We start from the raw sequence: 18,359 nt of genomic DNA on the forward strand, positions 1-18,359 counted from the left end.
ACATCGCAGATTTGATGTGCCGTAGCCCGCTGCTCTATGCCCCCTCGACCGAAACCCCAACATCCCCGGACGCGGCAAGCGTCCTCCCTCACCTGACATACGCCTCGCATGGCGCCGGCGCCCATCGTCACGATGGACGCGGCATCGGCGCGCGAGCGCGCGGAGTTTTCATAAATGCCTACAAAAAGAATGCTGGTGGATGCCACCCACCCGGAAGAAACGCGGATTGTCGTCACTAGCGGCAACAAACTTGAGGAATTCGATTTCGAATCCGCCGAACGGCGGCAATTAAGGGGAAATATCTACCTGGCGAAAGTGACGCGGGTGGAGCCCTCATTGCAGGCTGCGTTCGTCGAATACGGCGGTAACCGTCACGGTTTCCTTGCCTTTTCCGAAATCCATCCCGACTACTACCAGATCCCCGTCGCCGACCGCGAAGCCCTCATGAAGGCCGAAGAAGAGGCAGAGGAAGAAGAAGCCGCGCTCGACGAGGTCGACTCCGACACCGAAACTGACGAGGTCGAGGGTACCGACGAGGAGAACGGCGATGCCGGCGACGAACTCGACGCGCCCAAGGGCGAGAAGGTAAAGGTCGAACAGATCGGCGAAGGCGACGCCCTCGAGGATCTTCAGGAACGTCCGCGCCGCAGCCAGCGTAAATACAAGATCCAGGAAGTCATCAAACGCCGCCAGGTGCTTTTGGTGCAGGTCGTCAAGGAAGAGCGTGGCAACAAAGGTGCCGCTCTTACCACTTATCTCTCGCTGGCAGGACGCTATTCGGTCCTTATGCCCAACACCGCGCGCGGCGGTGGCATTTCGCGCAAGATCACCAGCGCGGCGGATCGCAAGCGGTTGAAGGAAATCGCCCACGAACTCGAAGTCCCCAAGGGCATGGGCGTGATCCTGCGCACGGCCGGCGCCTCGCGGACCAAGGCCGAGGTCAAGCGTGACTTCGAATACCTCATGCGCCTGTGGGAAAACGTCCGCACCCTGACGCTCGAATCGACCGCCCCTTGCCTCGTTTACGAGGAAGGCAGCCTGATCAAGCGCACGATCCGCGATCTCTACAACAAGGACATCAACGAAGTTCTCGTCGCTGGCGATGCAGCCTATCGCGAAGCCAAGGATTTCATGCGCATGATCATGCCGTCGCACACCAAGAATGTGCAGGCATATAAGGACGATGCACCGATTTTCTCGCGTTTCAATATAGAAACGCAACTCGACTCCATGTTCCACCCGCAGGTGACCCTCCCCTCCGGCGGCTACATCGTCATCAACCCCACCGAAGCGCTCGTTTCGATCGACGTGAACTCGGGCCGCGCTACCCGCGAGCACAATATCGAGGATACCGCGCTCCAGACGAACCTCGAGGCCGCCGAGGAAATTGCCCGGCAGCTTCGCCTGCGCGACCTGGCAGGGCTGATCGTCATCGATTTCATCGACATGGAAGAGCGCCGCAACAACCGTTCGGTGGAAAAGAAGCTCAAGGATTGCCTCAAGAACGACCGCGCACGCATTCAGGTTGGCCATATCAGCCATTTCGGGCTCATGGAGATGAGCCGCCAGCGGATGCGCTTCGGCGTTCTCGAGAGCTCGACCCACGTCTGTCCGACCTGCGCGGGTACCGGGCTGGTGCGCTCCGTTTCCTCGGTTGCTCTGATGGTCATGCGCGCGATCGAGGATCACGTGCTGCGCAAACCGGGTCAATCGATCAACGTCAACATGCCTGCAGATGTCGCGCTCTACATCCTCAACACCAAGCGCGAAACGCTCTTGGCGCTCGAAGCCAAATACGGGCTTTCGATCACCATTTCGGCTCAGTCCGGGCTTGTCGGCGCCCAGTTCAACATCGAACGCGGCGAGACGCGTGCGCCGGTTTCGGCTGCAGCCGTTCAGCACATCCGCGCCGATTCCGCGACGATCGAGGACTATGACGAGCCCGAGGTCGAAGTCGAGGTCGAAGAATCGGCCGAGGAAAGTGAAGAGGAATTCGAAGAAGCCGCGCAGCCTCAGCGCGATGGCAAGCGCCGTCGTCGGCGGCGGCGCGGGCGCGTTGCGGGTAATGGCGCGATTGGCGCCACTGAAATTGCAGCGCCCGATGCCGAAAGCGGCGACACCGAAGAGGAGCCGGGCCCGCAGGCCGCCGCAGAGGACGATGACGACCAGCCGCGCAAGCGCCGCCGACGCGGCCGCCGTGGTGGGCGTCGCAACAAGCGCGGCCAGGACGGTATGGACATGGCCAACGAGGGTGCGTCAGCGGAAGCCCTCGCGATGGACGCTGTCGAAGGCCGCAGCCAGGAGGAAATCGAGGAGGCGCCTGCCGCCGACGCCGCCCCGGTAACCGAGGCGGAAGAAAAGCCCAAAAAGGCTCGCCGCCCGCGCAAGTCGGCAAAGGCGAAGGAAGAGGCAGCCGAGGCCGTCAGCGAAGCCGTCGCCGAAGAACCGGTCGCCCAAACCGAGGAAAAGCCGGTCAAAAAGACCCGCGCTCCCCGCAAAAAGAAGGCCGAAACTGCGGTCGCCGAGCCCGCAAGCGAGCCGGAATCTGCCTCCCCGGCAGAAGAACCGGCGGAGCAAGCGCCCGTGCGCTCGCGCAAAAAGGCCGTCCCCGCCGACGAGATCGTTGTCTCCTCGACAGCGGAGCCGGAAGGTGAAGCGGAAAAGCCCAAGAGAGCTGGTTGGTGGCAGCGGCGGCTGGGATTAAGTTAGGCAAGTTTCAGGGGCGGCCTTCGGGCCGCCCTTTTTAGTTGTCTCCCACTTCAGCAGGATTTGCCTGTGCGCATCATGCAAGGTTTCGTATGATTTCAACAAGCGGCGCTCACCTATCACTGGAAAAAAGGCTCGGGCTTGAAGCCTTGGTGAGCCGGTGAAGGCAAAGGAAAAGGCAGCAGAGGCTGGGATTGGGCAACTAAGGTCTCAAATGCAAGCGCCCCGGCTGATCCCGGGGGCGTTTTTCGATCAGGACCTGGTATACCGATAAACCAGATCGTCGGGATCCGTGCGCGGTGCCAGTGCATCGATCCACCCTCCGAGCCGTTCGGCCACAGCCGCAGACCGTCTATTGTTGCGGTCCATATAGCTCACCAGTGTTTCGATCCCCGCTTCGGCAAAAGCCCAATCCCGCAACGTCTCTGCCGCTTCGCTCGCATAGCCGGAACCTTCAAAGCCCTCGTACAACAGCCAGCCCAGTTCCTTTTCGGGAAACAGCGGCCCGTGATTGATTCCCACCTGCCCTACACACGTGCCCGTTGCGGCAAGCTCGATCATCAGCGCTCCATGTCCGTAAAGCGGCCACAGTGCAACGTCGTGGCAGAAGAGGCCCCATGCCCCGCGCAGGTCGAATGGACCACCCATCCCACTGGCGCGCGGCGAGGCCATGAGCGCAGCATATGCGGGGAAATCCTCGATCTTGGGCGGACGAAGAACCAGCCGTTCGGTCTGCAGCACCGGAATTTCCCGCCTCATGCTCCCGCTCTCAAATACTGCTCCATGCGCCTAAGCCCTTCCTCGACGCTTCGGCGCGTGCCGGCATAGGAAAATCGTACATAAATGCCGCCTCCGACACGATCGAAATCGGCCCCCGGCGTTGCGGCAACCCCCGCGTCATCGAGCAGGCGGATGCAGAAATCCATCGTGTCGTTAGTGAAGGCCGATGCGTCAACATAAGCGTAAAACGCCCCCTCCGCCGGTTCTGCCGCGCCGAAACCGAGCCGCTTCAACCCCTCGGCCAGAAGCAGGCGGCTCGCCGCATAGTCGTCACGACGCTTGTCGTATTCGACCCGTTCGTCCAACGCGGCAAGCGCCGCGGTCTGCGATACGCTGGAAGCGGAAATGAACAGACTCTGCGCCATCATCTCGGCACGGCGGATGACGTCATCCGGCATCACAAGCCAACCTATCCGCCAGCCGGTCATGCAATAGTATTTTGAGAAGCTGTTGATGACGACGTGGTTCTTGCTCGTTTCGAGCGCGCTGACATCGCGGCCTGAATAGTTGAGGCCATGATAGATCTCGTCAGATATGAACCGCACCCCAAGCCGGTCGCAACACGCGACGATGTCGGCAAGTTCCTCCTCGTTCAGCACGGCTCCCGTGGGGTTGGCCGGGCTGGCAAGCAATAGGCCCTCGAACGGCGCCTGCGCATGGGCGGCCTCGATATCGGCAACGGCAGGCTTCCATCCCCTCGCGGCGCTGAGCGGAATTTCGGTAACACGCATGTTGAGCGCAGCGAGAATGTTGAGATAGGCCGGATATCCCGGCCGCGTAACGGCGATCCGCGCGCCGGGCGCAAAGGCTGAGAGAAAGGTCAGAACAAAGCCGCTCGACGATCCCATCGTCACGACGATATTGGCCGGATCGACCGCGACACCGTGCTGGTCCTCATAATAGCGCGCCAGCCGTTCACGCAACGCCGGGTTGCCCTTTGCGGAGGTATACCCCATCGGTCGCCCGAGACAGGCCCGGACCGCATCGAGCACGCGCGCGGCCGGCGCACCGCCCGGCTCGCCGAGTTCGAGATGACAGATGTCCCTGCCCTCGGCTTCGAGCGCCTGCGCCCGGCCCAGGATCTCCATCGCATAAAACGGCTCTATTGCGGCAAAGGTCATTAAATGGTCCAACTTGTGTCCGACTGCACCAACGGAAGGCAAGGCATGCGGCGGATCAGGGTGATAGCCACCATCGCTTTCCAATATTGGTGTAATAAGTAGCATGAATTGCCATGTCTACATATAATTCTAGAATTTTATTCCATAATATCCAGAATTAGCGAAATCAGTGGGGGACTCGATGGCTTGGCAAATGAGGATCGCTGCGTTTTTGGTCGCGTTCGGTATTGCCGCGAGCAGTGTGGCCCCCGCCTACGCCCAATCCATCCGTATCATTCGCGACGCTGAAATCGAAGCCATGGTCGCCGCATTCGCCACCCCGCTCTTCCGGGCCGCAGGGTTCGCGCGCGATCCGCGTATCGTGATCGTCAACGATCGACGTTTCAATGCCTTTGTGACCGAGGACGGGAATATCTACATCAACCACGGCACAATTCTGGACGTGGAAACGCCTGGCGCGCTCAAGGCCATTCTGGCCCATGAGATCGGCCATCTCGCCGGCGGGCACATCGCGCGCCTGCGCGAACAGATGAACCTGCGCGGTCAGTTGCAGGTGCTCTCGATGATCCTGGGCGTCGGCGCGGTTGCCGCATCCGCAGGCACGAGTGCTGCGGGCGAAGTGTCCCAAATGGCTTCGGCCTTTCTCATGGCCTCGTCCGCTGCGGCCCATAATTCGCTGATGGCCTACCGGCAATCGGAGGAAAGCGCAGCGGACGCCGCCGCCCTGCGGCTGCTCGAGCGCACCGGACAGTCCCCCCGGGGCCTCGTCGACACCTTGCGTCTGCTGCTCGAAAGCCAGGTGCAGCGCGCCGGCGCACAGAACTACATGTCCACGCATCCCCTGGCGCAGGACCGGCTCAACCAGGTCGAATCCCAGGCCCGCCAGAGTGCGCATTGGGGCGCCGCGGACAGCGCCGCCGACGTACGCGCGCTGGCCATGGCCAAGGCCAAGATCATCGGCTTTCTCGAGCCCAATACCGTCACCGCCAATGCATATCCCAACTCCGACCGCTCGCTGGCCGCGCGCTATGCTCGCGCAATCGCTGCGTACCGGGCCGGCGGCGGTGTGAGTGCGGTGCAGATCATGCCCACACTGATCTCCGAACAGCCCTCAAATCCCTTCCTGCACGAACTCTATGGGCAGATGCTGTTCGAGCTGGGCCAACCCGCGCAGGCAATAGCCCCTCTCAAGCGCGCGGTCGATCTCGCGCCGGACCAGCCGCTCATCCGTATTCTTTACGCCCAGGCGCTGGTCGCTGCGGGCGGCGCGGCCAATCTCAACGAAGCGGTGCTGCAACTCAAGCGATCGCAGGCCGCCGAACCGCTCAACGTGCGGTTGTTCACGGTCATGTCGCAGGCCTATAACGGCCTGGGCCAGCCCGGTCATGCCACGCTCGCTGCTGCGGAAGCGGCGATTGCCCGCAGGGAGTTGCCAACCGCACGCGGGCTTGCGCGGCAGGCTCAACAACAATTGACCCAAGGCTCACCCGAATGGTTGCGCGCGGGTGATATCCTCGGCATGCAATGAGCCCGCCTGACGATCGGGACGATTCGGAGTTGTCGATGCAGAACCTCACAAACCTCGCCGTGTCCGCCGCCGTTGCTGCCATTTGCGCCGGCCTCGTCGCCGGTGTGCTGTTGCGGCCCACCCCCGGACCGGGCGAGGATGAAATCCGCGCGCTCGTCGACGCCGCGGTCGCCGAACGTCTTGCAGCACAAGCACCTGCCCAGGCCGTGGCCCTGCCGATGGATACCGCCGATCTCAACGCGGCGATCGAAACCTACCTTCTCGATAACCCGCGCCTGCTCGAGCAGATGTCGACCGCGCTCGAATCGGGCCGAAGGGCCGAGGAGCAGGAACGCGCCCGCGTCGCACTTGCCGCATTGACGGAGGATATTTATTCCGATCCTGCCAATATCGTGCTCGGCAATCCCGAAGGCGACGTCACGCTGGTTGAAATGTTCGATTACAACTGCGGCTACTGCCGCCAGGTCGTTCCCGATCTCATAGCCCTGATCGACGAGGATCCCGACCTGCGCATCATCCTCAAGGAATTCCCCATTCTCTCCCAGGGTTCAGTCGACGCCGCGCGCGTGGGGGTTCTCGTCAACCGGGCCGATATCGACTATGCCGATTTCCACACCGCCCTTTTCTCGTCCCGCGGCGCAATCACCGGCGAGACGGCGCTCACTGCCGCCGAAAGCCTCGGAATGAGCCGGGTAATGCTGGAACTCGACATGAACAATGACGACGTGACCGCGGTGATCCAGCGCAATTATGCCGTCGCGCAAGCCCTGGGCATTTCAGGAACCCCCACTTTCATCATCGGGGACGAAGTCATTCCGGGCGCAGTCAACAAAACTGAGCTTTCCCGTCGCATCGCCAACATGCGCGAGTGCGGTACAACCGAGTGCGGGCTGGATGGTTGACAAGGCGCAGGCCAGGCGCATCGACCGGGTCGCTCGATGCTTCGATAGTGCCGGGCGTCTGCAGCGCTGGCCCTCGCGCCGCGCCGATCAGGAACTGGCGCTCTGGATTATCTGGTCGCAACTGCCTGGTGATGGCCAGCTCGAAGAACTGGAAATCAACGCCATGCTGCGCAATTGGCACGATTTCGAGGACTACGTCCTGATCCGGCGAGAACTGGTTGATTTCGACCTCCTGCGCCGCACGCCCGACGGCCGCATCTATCGCCGGGTGGCCCGCGACATGCCCTCCGATGCCGAGGTGCTGGCTGCTCGCATCGAAAACCGCAACGATTGAAATATCCGCCTCGCCCGATCTCCTTTGCGTTTTCCGTGCATTTCGTATAACCGGGCTTGCACCGAAAATGGCGGTGTTGGAAAACCCTTAGATCATGGCCAAGCGCGTATTGATCCTCAATGGACCGAACCTCAATCTCCTGGGTTCACGGGAGAAGAGTATCTATGGCGGCATGACACTGGCCGAGATCGAGGCGCTGTGCCGCACGGCCTGCGAGAGCTACGAGCTGTCCTGCGATTTCCGCCAGTCCAATCACGAGGGCGAGCTGGTGGACTGGATCCAGTCGGCCCGCAAGACGGCGGACGCGATCATAATCAATCCGGCCGCCTACTCGCACACCTCGGTGGCGATCCACGATGCGTTGCGCGCGGTGGATAAGCCAGTGGTCGAGGTGCACCTTTCCAATATTCACCAGCGCGAGCCCTTCCGTCACCACTCCTACATATCGAGCGTGGCGACAGGCGTGATTTGCGGGCTCGGCCCGACCGGGTATAAACTGGCCGTCGAGGCCGTCGCCGAAATCCTGAAGTGAGAAAGTCCCCGGGCAAGCGGGGCGTGGAGCAACGATAACAATGGCAAAAATCTCTCAGGTCGATCAGGACCTCATTCGTACCATCGCAGAGCTGGTTAATGAGGCAAATCTGGCTGAAATCGAGCTCGAACAGGACGATTTCCGCATCCGCGTAACGCGGACGTTCGCCAAGGAAGTGGTACAGGTCGCAGCCCCCAGTTATGCCGCTCCTGCAATGCCCGCCGCACCGGCCGCCCCTGTCGCGGCGCCTGCCGCCACTCCGGTTCCGGCGGCATCTGCAGAGGACCTCGCCTCCAACCCGGCCACCCTCACCTCCCCGATGGTCGGCACTGCCTATCTCGCAGCAGAACCTGGCGCCAAGCCGTTCATCGAAGTCGGTTCGAAGGTTACGGAAGGCCAGACGGTACTGATCGTTGAAGCCATGAAGACCATGAACCAGATTCCGGCGCATCGCGCGGGCACCGTGACCCGCATCCTCGTCGAGGACGCGTCGCCGGTTGAATACGGTGAGCCCCTCGTCGTGATCGAGTAAGGAGAATTGTCAATGTTCTCCAAAGTCCTCATTGCCAATCGCGGCGAGATCGCCCTGCGCATCCTGCGCGCCTGCAAGGAACTGGGCATCCAGACAGTCGCTATCCATTCTCTGGCCGATGCCAACGCCATGCATGTCCGCCTTGCCGACGAAAGCGTTTGCGTGGGCCCTAACGCGGCCAAGGACTCCTACCTAAACATCCCCTCGATCCTTGCCGCATGCCAGATCACCGGCGCGGACGCAGTGCATCCGGGCTACGGCTTTCTCTCCGAAAACGCGCGATTTGCCCGCATTCTCGAAGAACACAAGATCGCCTTCATCGGCCCGTCCGCCCATCATATCGAAATCATGGGCGACAAGATTCAGGCCAAGAAGACCGCGCTCGAACTCGGCATTCCTTGCGTGCCGGGATCGGCCGGAGCGGTGACCAGCGAAGCACAGGCCAAGGAGACCGCCAGGGAAATCGGCTATCCCGTGCTCATCAAGGCCGCCGCCGGCGGTGGCGGGCGCGGCATGAAGGTCGCCAAAACCGAGGCCGAGCTTTCCGTGGCCTTTTCGACGGCGCGCACCGAAGCCAAGGCGGCATTCGGCGACGATGCGGTTTATATGGAAAAATATCTGGGCAAACCACGCCACATCGAAGTGCAGGTTATTGGCGACGGTCAGGGCAATGCCGTCCATCTCGGCACGCGCGACTGCTCGCTCCAGCGCCGCCACCAGAAGGTGTGGGAAGAAGCCCTCGCGCCAACTGTGCCGATGGACCAGCAGGCCAGCATCGGCGAGATCTGCGCGGCGGCAATGCGCAAGCTCAAATACTCCGGTGCCGGGACGATCGAGTTCCTCTACGAGAACGACGAGTTCTATTTCATCGAGATGAACACGCGTCTGCAGGTGGAGCATCCCGTATCCGAGCGCATCACCAATTTCGACATCGTCTATGAGCAGATTCGCGTCGCCGCTGGCGAAAAGCTCTCACTCAAGCAGGATGATGTAGAATATTTCGGCCATGCCATCGAAGTCCGCATCAATGCCGAGGATCCGCAGACCTTCGCCCCCTCGCCTGGCAAGATCACCTATTACCATCCCGCCGGTGGCGTGGGTGTGCGGGTCGATTCGGCTGTTTATCAGGGCTATAACATCCCCCCCTATTACGACTCGCTCATCGGCAAGCTGATCGTGCATGGCCGGACGCGACCCGAATGTCTTCAGCGTCTACGCCGTGCGCTCGATGAATTCATCGTCGACGGCGTCAAGACCACGCTCCCGCTGTTCCGTCGGCTCATTAACGAGCCCGATATCCAGGCCGGCAATTACGACATTCACTGGCTCGAGAAATATCTCGAGGCCAACAAGCAATAACCTGAAGCGGCCCGACAAGGGCCGTTTCATTATTTGAACCGCTCTCCCGGACGGTAGGACCGCTCCGGAAGGTGAAAACCCGGGCGAGAGCACATTCGAGCATCAACGAAGCGCGGAGAGGCTTGAGACCTGCCATGCGCACGAGCGACGATCCATTTGAGATCGACCTGACGCCCGAGCTGATCCTGCGCGCCTACAGGGCAGGCATCTTTCCCATGTCCGAAAGCGCGGACGATCCCGATATCTTCTGGGTCAGCCCGCAAATGCGCGGAATCCTGCCCCTGGACGGACTCAAGGTTTCAAGAAGTCTAGCCAAGACGTTGAGAACCCATCCCTATTCCATTCACGTGGACCGGGATTTTCCGGCGACGATGAAGGGTTGCGCGACCGCAGGAACGGAGCGGGATTCGACCTGGATCAACGCGACGATCATTGATCTCTACAGACAGTTGTTCGCTATGGGCTATTGCCATACGGTCGAGGTCTACGACGGCGATGAGCTGATCGGCGGTCTTTACGGCCTCGCCATAGGCGGCGCCTTTTTCGGCGAATCGATGTTCCATCGGCGGACGGATGCGTCCAAGATTGCCCTCGCCCACCTCGTGGAGCGGCTGAACGCCGGTGGCTTCGCACTCCTTGATACGCAGTTTCTCACGCCCCACCTGGCCTCACTGGGCGGCATCGAAGTCCCTCGGGCAGAGTATGAAGCGATGCTGTCGGATGCGTTGGCGCTCGATGCCGATTTTTATGCCTTGGGAGAGCGATGATCTATCGCTGGTCGGGTGGCGGGATATCCGAACTCTGTTTGCAATCGACGAGCCAGATGTCGTAGACCGCATCGTCGATGGCATTGAGCGCCGGGCTTTCGGCAAACATCCAGCCCGAAAATATGCGTCGCATGGTGGCGCGGAGCGAAACCTGATCGACCTCGACAAAGGCGGCTACGTTCTGGGCCTCGGTTGTCGGACGCGAATAGCAGACGCGCGGCGTGAGTTGTAGCGAGCCGAACTGCACCGTCTCATCGATATAGACGTCGAAAACCGTTATGCGGCCGGTGATCTTGTCGAGGCCGGTGAAAACCGCAACGGAATTGGAAATCGGCTGTGCGAACGCTGCGCCGGCCCCCAGACATGCGGCGACGGACATGGAGAGCGCGAGCAGGCAAGTCCTCATGCCCCGATTGGCCACCGGGATTGCGGCCTTATTCCGGCGACCAGGCGTCGTAATCCCCGGTCACGCGCGGGCGCGACTCTGGCGTCAGGATCGAGCCATGCGGCCGGTATGCAGCGGCCGTTCCGGTGAGATTGGGCTGATGCGGCGCTTCCCACTCATGCGGGCGATATTCGGTTTCGCTCGGGGGCACATCGGTGCGGTAGTGCATCCAACCATGCCAGCCGGGCGGGATCGCGGAGGCTTCCGCCGGGCCGTTATAGATCACCCAGCGGCGCTTGCGCGCCTTGTCGGTGTAATAGACGTTGCCCGCTTCGTCTTCGCCGACCCTGATCCCGCGCAGGGATGTAAAGAGCCGCGTGGAAAGCGTCTGGCCGTGCCACCAGCCGAAGAGCTCGAAGATGATTTGTCCGATGCCGCCTTTAGCCACGTCCGTTACCTTCATGCACAACGTTGAGTGCCCGGCATGTAACATACCGGCCCGGTTGAGCCTAGACGGTTTGATGCATTTATTGGAAGCCCGCAAATGACCGCCCGCCGGGCGCATTTGTGCGTCCAGCACACATTCTTGTCAGACCGGTTGCCACCTGCTGGATACGCACACACGAAAAAAGTGCATCGAGCCCGAAAAAATCGCCCTTGACAGTCATTCGGCCTTCCTGAGTCCCGGTACGTCGATTTCAAGACTCTTGTGGTGACGGGCACTTAGCCCGCGATCCGCAAACAAGACTTTATTAACCCTTGCCGAAGCCGCCCTTGGCACACCCGCGTTAACCGGGTGATCCGTTGTCCCCATTTTCCTCGCTATCCACAGCCGGATACACTATATTTAGGTTTAGCATACAGAATGAGCACAAGGGATAGTCGATTTCCCTCGATTGACCTTGTGCCAGAATCGCAAAAAAGTCGTCTGCAACAGGCAGTTCGCCTGTCACGCAATCGACACAAGAACGATCGTCCTATCGAAGGCCCGCAGGGCCATCAGGGCGGCAAAGTTTGGGGAACTACACGCCAATGCATATAGAGCGGCGATTTACTTCGGCAGGCAAAGACGCCTATGCCGGAATCGAATTCAAGAGCGCGACGAGCGAAATCCGCAACCCTGATGGGTCTGTGGTGTTCCGGCTCGAGGACATCGCCGTGCCCGCGACCTGGAGCCAGGTTGCGGCCGACATCATCGCCCAGAAATATTTCCGCAAGGCGGGTGTCGCCAGGGTTTTGAAACGCGTCGAAGAGAACGATGTCCCCTCGTGGCTCTGGCGCTCGGTGCCCGACGAAAAAGCCCTCGCCAAACTCCCCGAAGACGAGCGTTACGGCTCGGAAACCGATTCCCGCCAGGTCTTCAATCGCCTCGCCGGCACCTGGACCTATTGGGGTTGGAAGGGCGGCTATTTCTCCTCCGAAGAAGATGCACGCGCTTTCTTTGACGAGCTTTGCTACATGCTCGCCACCCAGCGTTGCGCGCCGAACTCCCCGCAATGGTTCAACACCGGGCTCCATTGGGCTTACGGCATCGACGGCCCCGGCCAGGGCCATTTTTATGTCGATCCCTTCACCCACAAGCTGGTGCAGTCCAAGTCCGCATACGAGCATCCCCAGCCCCATGCGTGCTTCATCCAGTCCGTCGACGATGACCTTGTGAACGAAAACGGCATCATGGACCTCTGGGTCCGTGAGGCGCGCCTCTTCAAATACGGCTCCGGCACCGGCTCCAACTTCTCGGCCCTGCGTGGCTCTGGCGAACGGCTCTCGGGCGGCGGCAAGTCCTCGGGACTGATGAGCTTTTTGAAGATTGGCGACCGCGCCGCGGGCGCCATCAAATCGGGCGGCACCACCCGCCGCGCCGCCAAGATGGTGGTGGTCAATATCGATCACCCCGATATCGAGGAATATATCAACTGGAAGGTCAAGGAAGAGCAGAAGGTCGCCGCGCTGGTAACCGGCTCCAAGGTCGTCTCCAGGCATCTCAAGCTCGTCATGAAGGCGGCGGTCAACTGCGAGGGGCCGGGCGACGATTGCTTCGATCCCAACAAGAACCCGGCTCTGAAACGCGAGATCAAGGCCGCCAAGAAGGCGCTGGTCCCGGAAAACTACATCTTCCGCGTCATCCAGTTCGCCAAGCAGGGCTACACCGATATCGAGTTTCCCGTTTACGACACCGATTGGGACAGCGAAGCCTATCTCACCGTTTCGGGCCAGAACTCGAACAACTCGGTGCGCGTCACCGACGCCTTCCTCGAGGCGGTCGAAAATGACGGCGATTGGGACCTGGTCTCGCGCCAGTCGGGCAAGATCACCAAGACCCTCAAGGCCCGCGACCTTTGGGAATCGGTGGGTTACGCCGCATGGGCCTGCGCCGATCCCGGCATCCAGTACCACACCACGGTCAACGATTGGCACACCTGCCCCGAAGCCGGCCCGATCAACGCATCGAACCCGTGCTCGGAATATATGTTCCTCGATGACACGGCCTGTAACCTCGCCTCGATCAACCTCCTGCCCTTCAGGGCCAGGGACGGCAAGTTCGACATCGCTGGTTATGAGCACACCGTCCGGCTCTGGACCCTTGTCCTCGAAGTCTCGGTGATGATGGCGCAGTTCCCCTCGCGCGCCATTGCCGAACGCTCCTATCTCTACCGTACGCTGGGCCTCGGCTACGCCAACATCGGCGGCCTGCTGATGACCTCGGGCATCCCCTATGACAGCGACGAAGGCCGCGCCATCGCGGGTGCGCTGACCGCGATCCTCTCGGGCATTTCCTATGCCACCTCGGCGGAAATCGCCTCCGAACTCGGCGCCTTCAAGGATTACAAGCGCAACGCAAAACACATGCTGCGCGTCATCCGCAATCATCGCAACGCCGCCTATGGCAATGCGGCCGGCTATGATGGCGTTTCCATCGCTCCCGTCCCGCTCGACCACAGCGCCGCAATCGACGCCGATCTGCTCTCTGCCGCCAAGGCCGCTTGGGACAAGGCGCTCGAACTGGGCGAAAAGCACGGCTACCGCAATGCGCAGGTCTCGGTGATCGCCCCCACGGGCACCATTGGCCTCGTGATGGATTGCGACACCACCGGCATCGAACCCGATTTCGCGCTGGTCAAGTTCAAGAAGCTCGCCGGTGGCGGCTACTTCAAGATCATCAACCGCGCCGTCCCCGAAGCCCTCAGGACGCTCGGCTATTCGGAAGACCAGATCGCAGAGATCGAGGCCTATGCCGTGGGTCATGGCAACATGAACCAGGCCCCAGCCATCAACCCGGCCACGCTTGCCGCCAAGGGCATCCCGCAGGACAAGATCGACGCGCTGAATGCTGGCATGAAATCGGCCTTCGACATCAAGTTCGTCTTCAACCAGTGGACGCTTGGCGCCGATTTCCTCAAATCCCTCGGCGTCACCGACGAGCAGCTTGCAGACCCCACTTTCGAGCTTCTGCCCTTCCTTGGCTTCTCGAAAAAGGACATCGAAGCGGCAAACATCCATGTTTGCGGTGCGATGACGCTGGAAGGCGCGCCCTTCCTCAAGGACGAGCACCTGCCCGTCTTCGATTGCGCCACCCCCTGCGGCAAGATCGGCAAGCGTTATCTCTCGGTCGAGAGCCACATCCGCATGATGGCGGCGGCCCAGCCCTTCATTTCGGGCGCGATCAGCAAGACCATCAACATGCCCAACGATGCGACCGTCGAGGACTGCAAGGAAAGCTACATGCTCTCCTGGAAGCTGGCGCTCAAGGCCAACGCGCTCTACCGCGATGGCAGCAAGCTCTCCCAGCCGCTCAACGCCTCCATCCTTGCCGATGACGACGAGGATGAGGACGACGTGGCCGAACTCGCCGCGCTGCCCGCCGCCGAGCGCGTGCCCGCGGTTGCCGAAAAGATCGTCGAGCGCATCATCGAGAAGGTCGCCGCGCACGAACGCGAAAAGCTCCCCTCGCGCCGCAAGGGTTACACCCAGAAGGCGATTGTCGGCGGACACAAGGTCTATCTGCGCACCGGCGAATACGACGATGGCCGCCTTGGCGAGATCTTCATCGACATGCACAAGGAAGGCGCCGCCTTCCGCGCCATGATGAACAATTTCGCCATCGCCATCTCGCTCGGCCTGCAATATGGCGTGCCGCTCGATGAATATGTGGAGGCCTTCACCTTCACCCGCTTCGAGCCTGCCGGGCTCGTCATGGGCAACGACCAGATCAAGAACGCCACATCGATCCTCGATTACGTGTTCCGCGAGCTGGCCATTTCCTATCTCGATCGCACCGACCTCGCCCATGTGACGCCCGACAGCGGCGCCACCTCGATCGGCAAGGGCGTGGCCGAAGACAACGCCATCAAGGACCGCTCCGCCCCCACCCCGGTCTCTGCCGAACGCTTCGTCTCGCGCGGCATGACGCGCGGACGAGTCAAGGACAAGAACCTGATGCTGGTCTCATCCTCGGACCTCAACCTGCCCAACCCGGTCAAGGCCATGCAGACCACGGCGGTGACGGCCCTCAAACAGGACCGCCAGGAAGCCCCGCAAGTCGAACTGCCGCCTCTCGAGGACATCAAAGCCGCCGCCACCAAAGACGCCAACACCCTCCGCCTCGAAGCCCAGATGAAGGGCTATGTCGGGGAAGCGTGTTCCGAGTGCCAGAACTTCACGCTGGTGCGGAACGGGACGTGTTTGAAATGTGACACGTGCGGATCGACGACTGGGTGTAGTTGAATACTCAAAATGAGTGGACCCGGTGGCCAATGGCTATCGGGTCTAATCTATTTTAGAACAAAATAGAAACAACATGACCGCTTCGGCACGGTAAAAATTCTCAAATGAACGAAAAAGGTCAATTGATTGGGCAACTGCGATCCGCTCTGGCGAGCGCCATTGCTGATTATAAGGCTTACGAAGTACCTGACTTATGTGAACGAGTGGGCTTAAGCGAGGGCGAGCAAAGCGAGGCATTCAATAGCAAATACCGATACGCTTTTCGTCGCCTTCAAGCATTGCGCTCAGACAAAGTTCTCGACGCAGCGCGTCTATTTTTAGAGGAGTCCGATGCATTCAAGGTTGCGGAGTTGGTTGCAAAAATTGAGGATTTCGATCGGAATCATGTTTCTGAACTAACCCGCAGACGTATTATCGCGCTCTTCAATGGAGAAAGCCTAGTTACAGAAATCGATCAGTTTGAATTTGTGCGGAGAGTCTGGCCAATTGCCGACATGCCGTCGCCATTCGTGGGCAGCGGCTATGCAGAAAACAACCTTGAAGACGAGATTTTTCGTCACACCGTTCGTAACGACGATTGGACATCTCAAGAGCTTCTGGAACATCTCGGCATACTTACGTGTTCGCAGCGCCAATTCTTTCGATTTCTTCACGAAGTTACCGACCCCATTGCACAAAATCCCGAGCGTCAGTCAGTCTTGGTTTCACAAATAAATGAATACCTCAGGCACGATGGGTTTGAACTTAAGCTCAAAAGACTGATGTCAGGTAGCCCGGTCTATGAAGTCGCTCAAATGGCTACCGGAGCTCCGTCGGATGCAGATATCGCTGCCGTCCTACTGACATTTAATCCTGACCAAGTGTGGGCACGCTGGGAAGCCGCTCGCAACCGCCGTAGCGGCGATCCTGAGGGAGCAATAACATTGGCACGTACTCTACTTGAGGACGTATGCAAATGGATCATTCACGAAGCCAAAGAAACCTACCAAGACAAAGATGATCTTCCATCTCTCTATCGAAAGTTGGCAAAAATCCTTCGTCTGGCCCCGGATGATCATACCGAGCAGTCATTTAAACAGCTTCTAGGAAGCTGCCAGCAGATTGTTGAACTGTTAGGTTCATTGCGATCTAAACTTGGCGACGCGCACAGCGCCGGGCCGAAACGTGCTCGTCCGGCCGGACGACACGCGGAACTCGCGGTGAATTTGGCGGGAACAATGGCAACATTTCTAGTTGCAACCTGGCGAGCACGCCAAGATGAAGCCAAGAAATAGGCCCCGCATTAAATTGCGGTAGTGCGATCGGCATGAATGGCGTTGCCCTCACGCCCTTCCATTCGGCGCCCGACATCTCCGCCAAACTCTCCCTCGTCGCCCGCGGGTCTTGCCCGCGACACCCGCCTGAACCCGCAGCAATCACCCGGGTCTCGCCCAGCCAGCCCGCACCAAGGCCCCCACTTTATCCCCGCCCCTCCAAACGCCCCCATAATACCCTCACGAACCCGCGCTGATGGACGCAAGCGCTACGAACGTTTGGGCGGGTCCGGTTCGGGTTCCATGCGGGTCGCCGCAGGGAAGGTCCAAAGCGGACAGATGGCCGGATGTGGATAAAACGTGTGGTGTGGGGGCCAGAATAGCGGCCCCTGTGCCTCTCCCACGTCGCACCGGGGAAACCCGGAGGGGCAGCGGTTGATTGGAGGGACTCGGGAGGTTGGCAGAAAAAGTGGCTCCCACTTTTTCGGTTCGACCAACCGACCCACCAAAAAGCCAACAAACCCCAGTCCGAGAAGCCGCCATAAGCCTAAAATCCCGGATGCCTGGGGCGATGATCGCTTCATACAAAACAATATCAGTGCGGAGCGTTCATCGCCCCAAGCCGTCTTGAAATGTCTGGAACCACAGCGGGCGCCGCATGTGGCGTATCGGTGCGCGAGGGCCTAAGCCCCCTCGAACACCACCTTGACCCCGCGCTGGCGGAAATAGGCCTGCATGGTCTTCCGCCCCGTGCGGTTGTTCTGGGCCAGTTTGGCCGGGTCGAACACAGCCTCTTTCGCGCCCTCGCGCGCCAGGGCGCGCTTCAAACTCGCGATATGGGTGTCGAGCTCCGCATTGCCCGCCGCAAGCGACGCGTAAATGGACTCCTGGGCCTCTGCCACACTCGGCTCGCTCATAAATGCAATTCCTCAAATCGTTTCAGCCGCCCGCATAGCACGGATCGAAAGCCCGCCGCTACTCGCCCACATCCACCCATTGCGCTCCGGTGATCTCCGCCAGCCGGCCCGGCGCAATCCGCACCGAGCTGTTCGTGCTCCCCGCCGCCGGAACGACGATATCGAACGCCCGCAAACTCACATCGCAATAAACCGGCAGGGGCTGCGCCAGCCCGAACGGGCACACCCCGCCCACCGGATGCCCGGTGATCGCCTCCACCTCGTCGAGCCCTAGCATCTTGACCTTGCCGCCGAACGCCGCGCGCGCCTTCTTGTTGTCGAGCCGCGCGGTGCCCTTGGTAACGACGAGCAACACCTTGTCCCCCACCCGCAGCGACAGCGTCTTGGCGATCTGGGCAGGCTCGACCCCGAACGCCTCCGCTGCCAGCGCCACAGTAGCGCTGGAGGTTTCGGCCTCCATGATTTCGATTTCCGGGGCGTGTTCGGCAAGGAAGGCGCGGACGGTGGCGAGGCTCATG

At 60.6% G+C, this 18,359-nt stretch carries 15 protein-coding genes and 1 pseudogene; 10 read left to right on the forward strand and 6 right to left on the reverse strand.

Going from position 1 to position 18,359, the window contains the following annotated elements:
- Positions 1-174: 174 nt before the first annotated feature.
- The gene (locus tag I2G20_RS04240) at positions 175-2,709 is read left to right on the forward strand and encodes an Rne/Rng family ribonuclease (protein ID WP_196258443.1); all 2,535 of its coding nucleotides are present in this window, start codon (positions 175-177) and stop codon (positions 2,707-2,709) included.
- A 249-nt stretch (positions 2,710-2,958) separates the two neighbouring features.
- On the opposite strand, the gene I2G20_RS04245 is transcribed toward I2G20_RS04240, so the two are convergent.
- Both I2G20_RS04245 and I2G20_RS04250 read right to left on the reverse strand, forming a co-directional pair.
- Complete coding sequence (locus I2G20_RS04245; RefSeq protein WP_196258444.1) at positions 2,959-3,465, reverse strand: GNAT family N-acetyltransferase; 507 nt, start codon at positions 3,463-3,465, stop codon at positions 2,959-2,961.
- Positions 3,462-4,607: a pyridoxal phosphate-dependent aminotransferase gene (locus I2G20_RS04250; RefSeq protein WP_196258445.1), complete on the reverse strand. Its 1,146-nt coding sequence runs from the start codon at positions 4,605-4,607 to the stop codon at positions 3,462-3,464. The genes I2G20_RS04245 and I2G20_RS04250 overlap by 4 nt, the downstream gene beginning before the upstream one ends.
- Before the next feature lie 181 nt (positions 4,608-4,788).
- On the opposite strand from I2G20_RS04250, the gene I2G20_RS04255 reads away from it, so the two are divergent.
- From I2G20_RS04255 to aat, 7 genes and pseudogenes are all read left to right on the forward strand, one after another.
- Positions 4,789-6,135 carry a M48 family metalloprotease gene (locus I2G20_RS04255; RefSeq protein WP_196258446.1) on the forward strand — a complete coding sequence of 449 codons (1,347 nt, stop codon included), beginning with the start codon at positions 4,789-4,791 and terminating at the stop codon, positions 6,133-6,135.
- A 35-nt stretch (positions 6,136-6,170) separates the two neighbouring features.
- Positions 6,171-7,037 (forward strand): DsbA family protein, encoded by an 867-nt coding sequence (locus tag I2G20_RS04260; RefSeq protein ID WP_196258447.1) that lies wholly within the window; start codon positions 6,171-6,173, stop codon positions 7,035-7,037.
- On the forward strand, positions 7,030-7,371 hold the full coding sequence (locus I2G20_RS04265) for a DUF2087 domain-containing protein (RefSeq protein ID WP_196258448.1): 342 nt from the start codon (positions 7,030-7,032) through the stop codon (positions 7,369-7,371). The genes I2G20_RS04260 and I2G20_RS04265 overlap by 8 nt, the downstream gene beginning before the upstream one ends.
- A 94-nt stretch (positions 7,372-7,465) precedes the next feature.
- Positions 7,466-7,934 (forward strand): annotated as a pseudogene (gene aroQ, locus I2G20_RS04270) (type II 3-dehydroquinate dehydratase); the annotation flags it as partial.
- 9 nt (positions 7,935-7,943) lie between these two features.
- Positions 7,944-8,435 (forward strand): acetyl-CoA carboxylase biotin carboxyl carrier protein, encoded by a 492-nt coding sequence (accB, locus tag I2G20_RS04275; RefSeq protein ID WP_196258450.1) that lies wholly within the window; start codon positions 7,944-7,946, stop codon positions 8,433-8,435.
- Between the two features lie 12 nt (positions 8,436-8,447).
- Positions 8,448-9,794 (forward strand): acetyl-CoA carboxylase biotin carboxylase subunit, encoded by a 1,347-nt coding sequence (accC, locus tag I2G20_RS04280; protein WP_196258451.1) that lies wholly within the window; start codon positions 8,448-8,450, stop codon positions 9,792-9,794.
- A gap of 134 nt (positions 9,795-9,928) precedes the next feature.
- Entirely contained in the window at positions 9,929-10,561 is a 633-nt protein-coding gene (gene aat / locus I2G20_RS04285; protein WP_196258452.1) for a leucyl/phenylalanyl-tRNA--protein transferase, read from the forward strand.
- 1 nt (position 10,562) lies between these two features.
- Here the strand turns inward: aat and I2G20_RS04290 are convergent, their stop codons facing one another.
- Both I2G20_RS04290 and I2G20_RS04295 read right to left on the reverse strand, forming a co-directional pair.
- Positions 10,563-10,940: a DUF2155 domain-containing protein gene (locus tag I2G20_RS04290; protein ID WP_343070303.1), complete on the reverse strand. Its 378-nt coding sequence runs from the start codon at positions 10,938-10,940 to the stop codon at positions 10,563-10,565.
- A gap of 55 nt (positions 10,941-10,995) precedes the next feature.
- A complete protein-coding gene (locus tag I2G20_RS04295; protein ID WP_425502612.1) occupies positions 10,996-11,394 on the reverse strand; it encodes an NADH:ubiquinone oxidoreductase subunit NDUFA12 in 399 nt (132 codons plus the stop codon).
- Positions 11,395-11,978: 584 nt separating this feature from the next.
- Here I2G20_RS04295 and I2G20_RS04300 point away from each other — a divergent pair.
- The gene (locus I2G20_RS04300) at positions 11,979-15,671 is read left to right on the forward strand and encodes a vitamin B12-dependent ribonucleotide reductase (protein ID WP_196258454.1); all 3,693 of its coding nucleotides are present in this window, start codon (positions 11,979-11,981) and stop codon (positions 15,669-15,671) included.
- Positions 15,672-15,775: 104 nt separating this feature from the next.
- Positions 15,776-16,945 (forward strand): abortive infection family protein, encoded by a 1,170-nt coding sequence (locus tag I2G20_RS04305; protein WP_196258455.1) that lies wholly within the window; start codon positions 15,776-15,778, stop codon positions 16,943-16,945.
- Between the two features lie 662 nt (positions 16,946-17,607).
- Here I2G20_RS04305 and I2G20_RS04310 read toward each other — a convergent pair.
- Positions 17,608-17,841, reverse strand: a complete 234-nt coding sequence (locus I2G20_RS04310; RefSeq protein ID WP_196258456.1) for a hypothetical protein — start codon at positions 17,839-17,841, stop codon at positions 17,608-17,610.
- A 58-nt stretch (positions 17,842-17,899) separates the two neighbouring features.
- Complete coding sequence (locus tag I2G20_RS04315; RefSeq protein ID WP_196258457.1) at positions 17,900-18,358, reverse strand: YbaK/EbsC family protein; 459 nt, start codon at positions 18,356-18,358, stop codon at positions 17,900-17,902.
- Position 18,359 lies beyond the last annotated feature (1 nt).

This window comes from Pelagibacterium limicola, assembly GCF_015694405.1.
GTDB classification, from domain to species: domain Bacteria; phylum Pseudomonadota; class Alphaproteobacteria; order Rhizobiales; family Devosiaceae; genus Pelagibacterium; species Pelagibacterium limicola.

Bases quoted from the DNA above. Each gene is read 5' to 3' on its own strand.
- I2G20_RS04240 (WP_196258443.1), top strand. From the start codon at position 175: ATGCCTACAAAAAGAATGCTGGTGGATGCCACCCACCCGGAAGAAACG.
- I2G20_RS04245 (WP_196258444.1), bottom strand. From the start codon at position 3,465: ATGAGGCGGGAAATTCCGGTGCTGCAGACCGAACGGCTGGTTCTTCGT.
- I2G20_RS04250 (WP_196258445.1), bottom strand. From the start codon at position 4,607: ATGACCTTTGCCGCAATAGAGCCGTTTTATGCGATGGAGATCCTGGGC.
- I2G20_RS04255 (WP_196258446.1), top strand. From the start codon at position 4,789: ATGGCTTGGCAAATGAGGATCGCTGCGTTTTTGGTCGCGTTCGGTATT.
- I2G20_RS04260 (WP_196258447.1), top strand. From the start codon at position 6,171: ATGCAGAACCTCACAAACCTCGCCGTGTCCGCCGCCGTTGCTGCCATT.
- I2G20_RS04265 (WP_196258448.1), top strand. From the start codon at position 7,030: ATGGTTGACAAGGCGCAGGCCAGGCGCATCGACCGGGTCGCTCGATGC.
- accB (WP_196258450.1), top strand. From the start codon at position 7,944: ATGGCAAAAATCTCTCAGGTCGATCAGGACCTCATTCGTACCATCGCA.
- accC (WP_196258451.1), top strand. From the start codon at position 8,448: ATGTTCTCCAAAGTCCTCATTGCCAATCGCGGCGAGATCGCCCTGCGC.
- aat (WP_196258452.1), top strand. From the start codon at position 9,929: ATGCGCACGAGCGACGATCCATTTGAGATCGACCTGACGCCCGAGCTG.
- I2G20_RS04290 (WP_343070303.1), bottom strand. From the start codon at position 10,940: ATGTCCGTCGCCGCATGTCTGGGGGCCGGCGCAGCGTTCGCACAGCCG.
- I2G20_RS04300 (WP_196258454.1), top strand. From the start codon at position 11,979: ATGCATATAGAGCGGCGATTTACTTCGGCAGGCAAAGACGCCTATGCC.
- I2G20_RS04305 (WP_196258455.1), top strand. From the start codon at position 15,776: ATGAACGAAAAAGGTCAATTGATTGGGCAACTGCGATCCGCTCTGGCG.
- I2G20_RS04310 (WP_196258456.1), bottom strand. From the start codon at position 17,841: ATGAGCGAGCCGAGTGTGGCAGAGGCCCAGGAGTCCATTTACGCGTCG.
- I2G20_RS04315 (WP_196258457.1), bottom strand. From the start codon at position 18,358: ATGAGCCTCGCCACCGTCCGCGCCTTCCTTGCCGAACACGCCCCGGAA.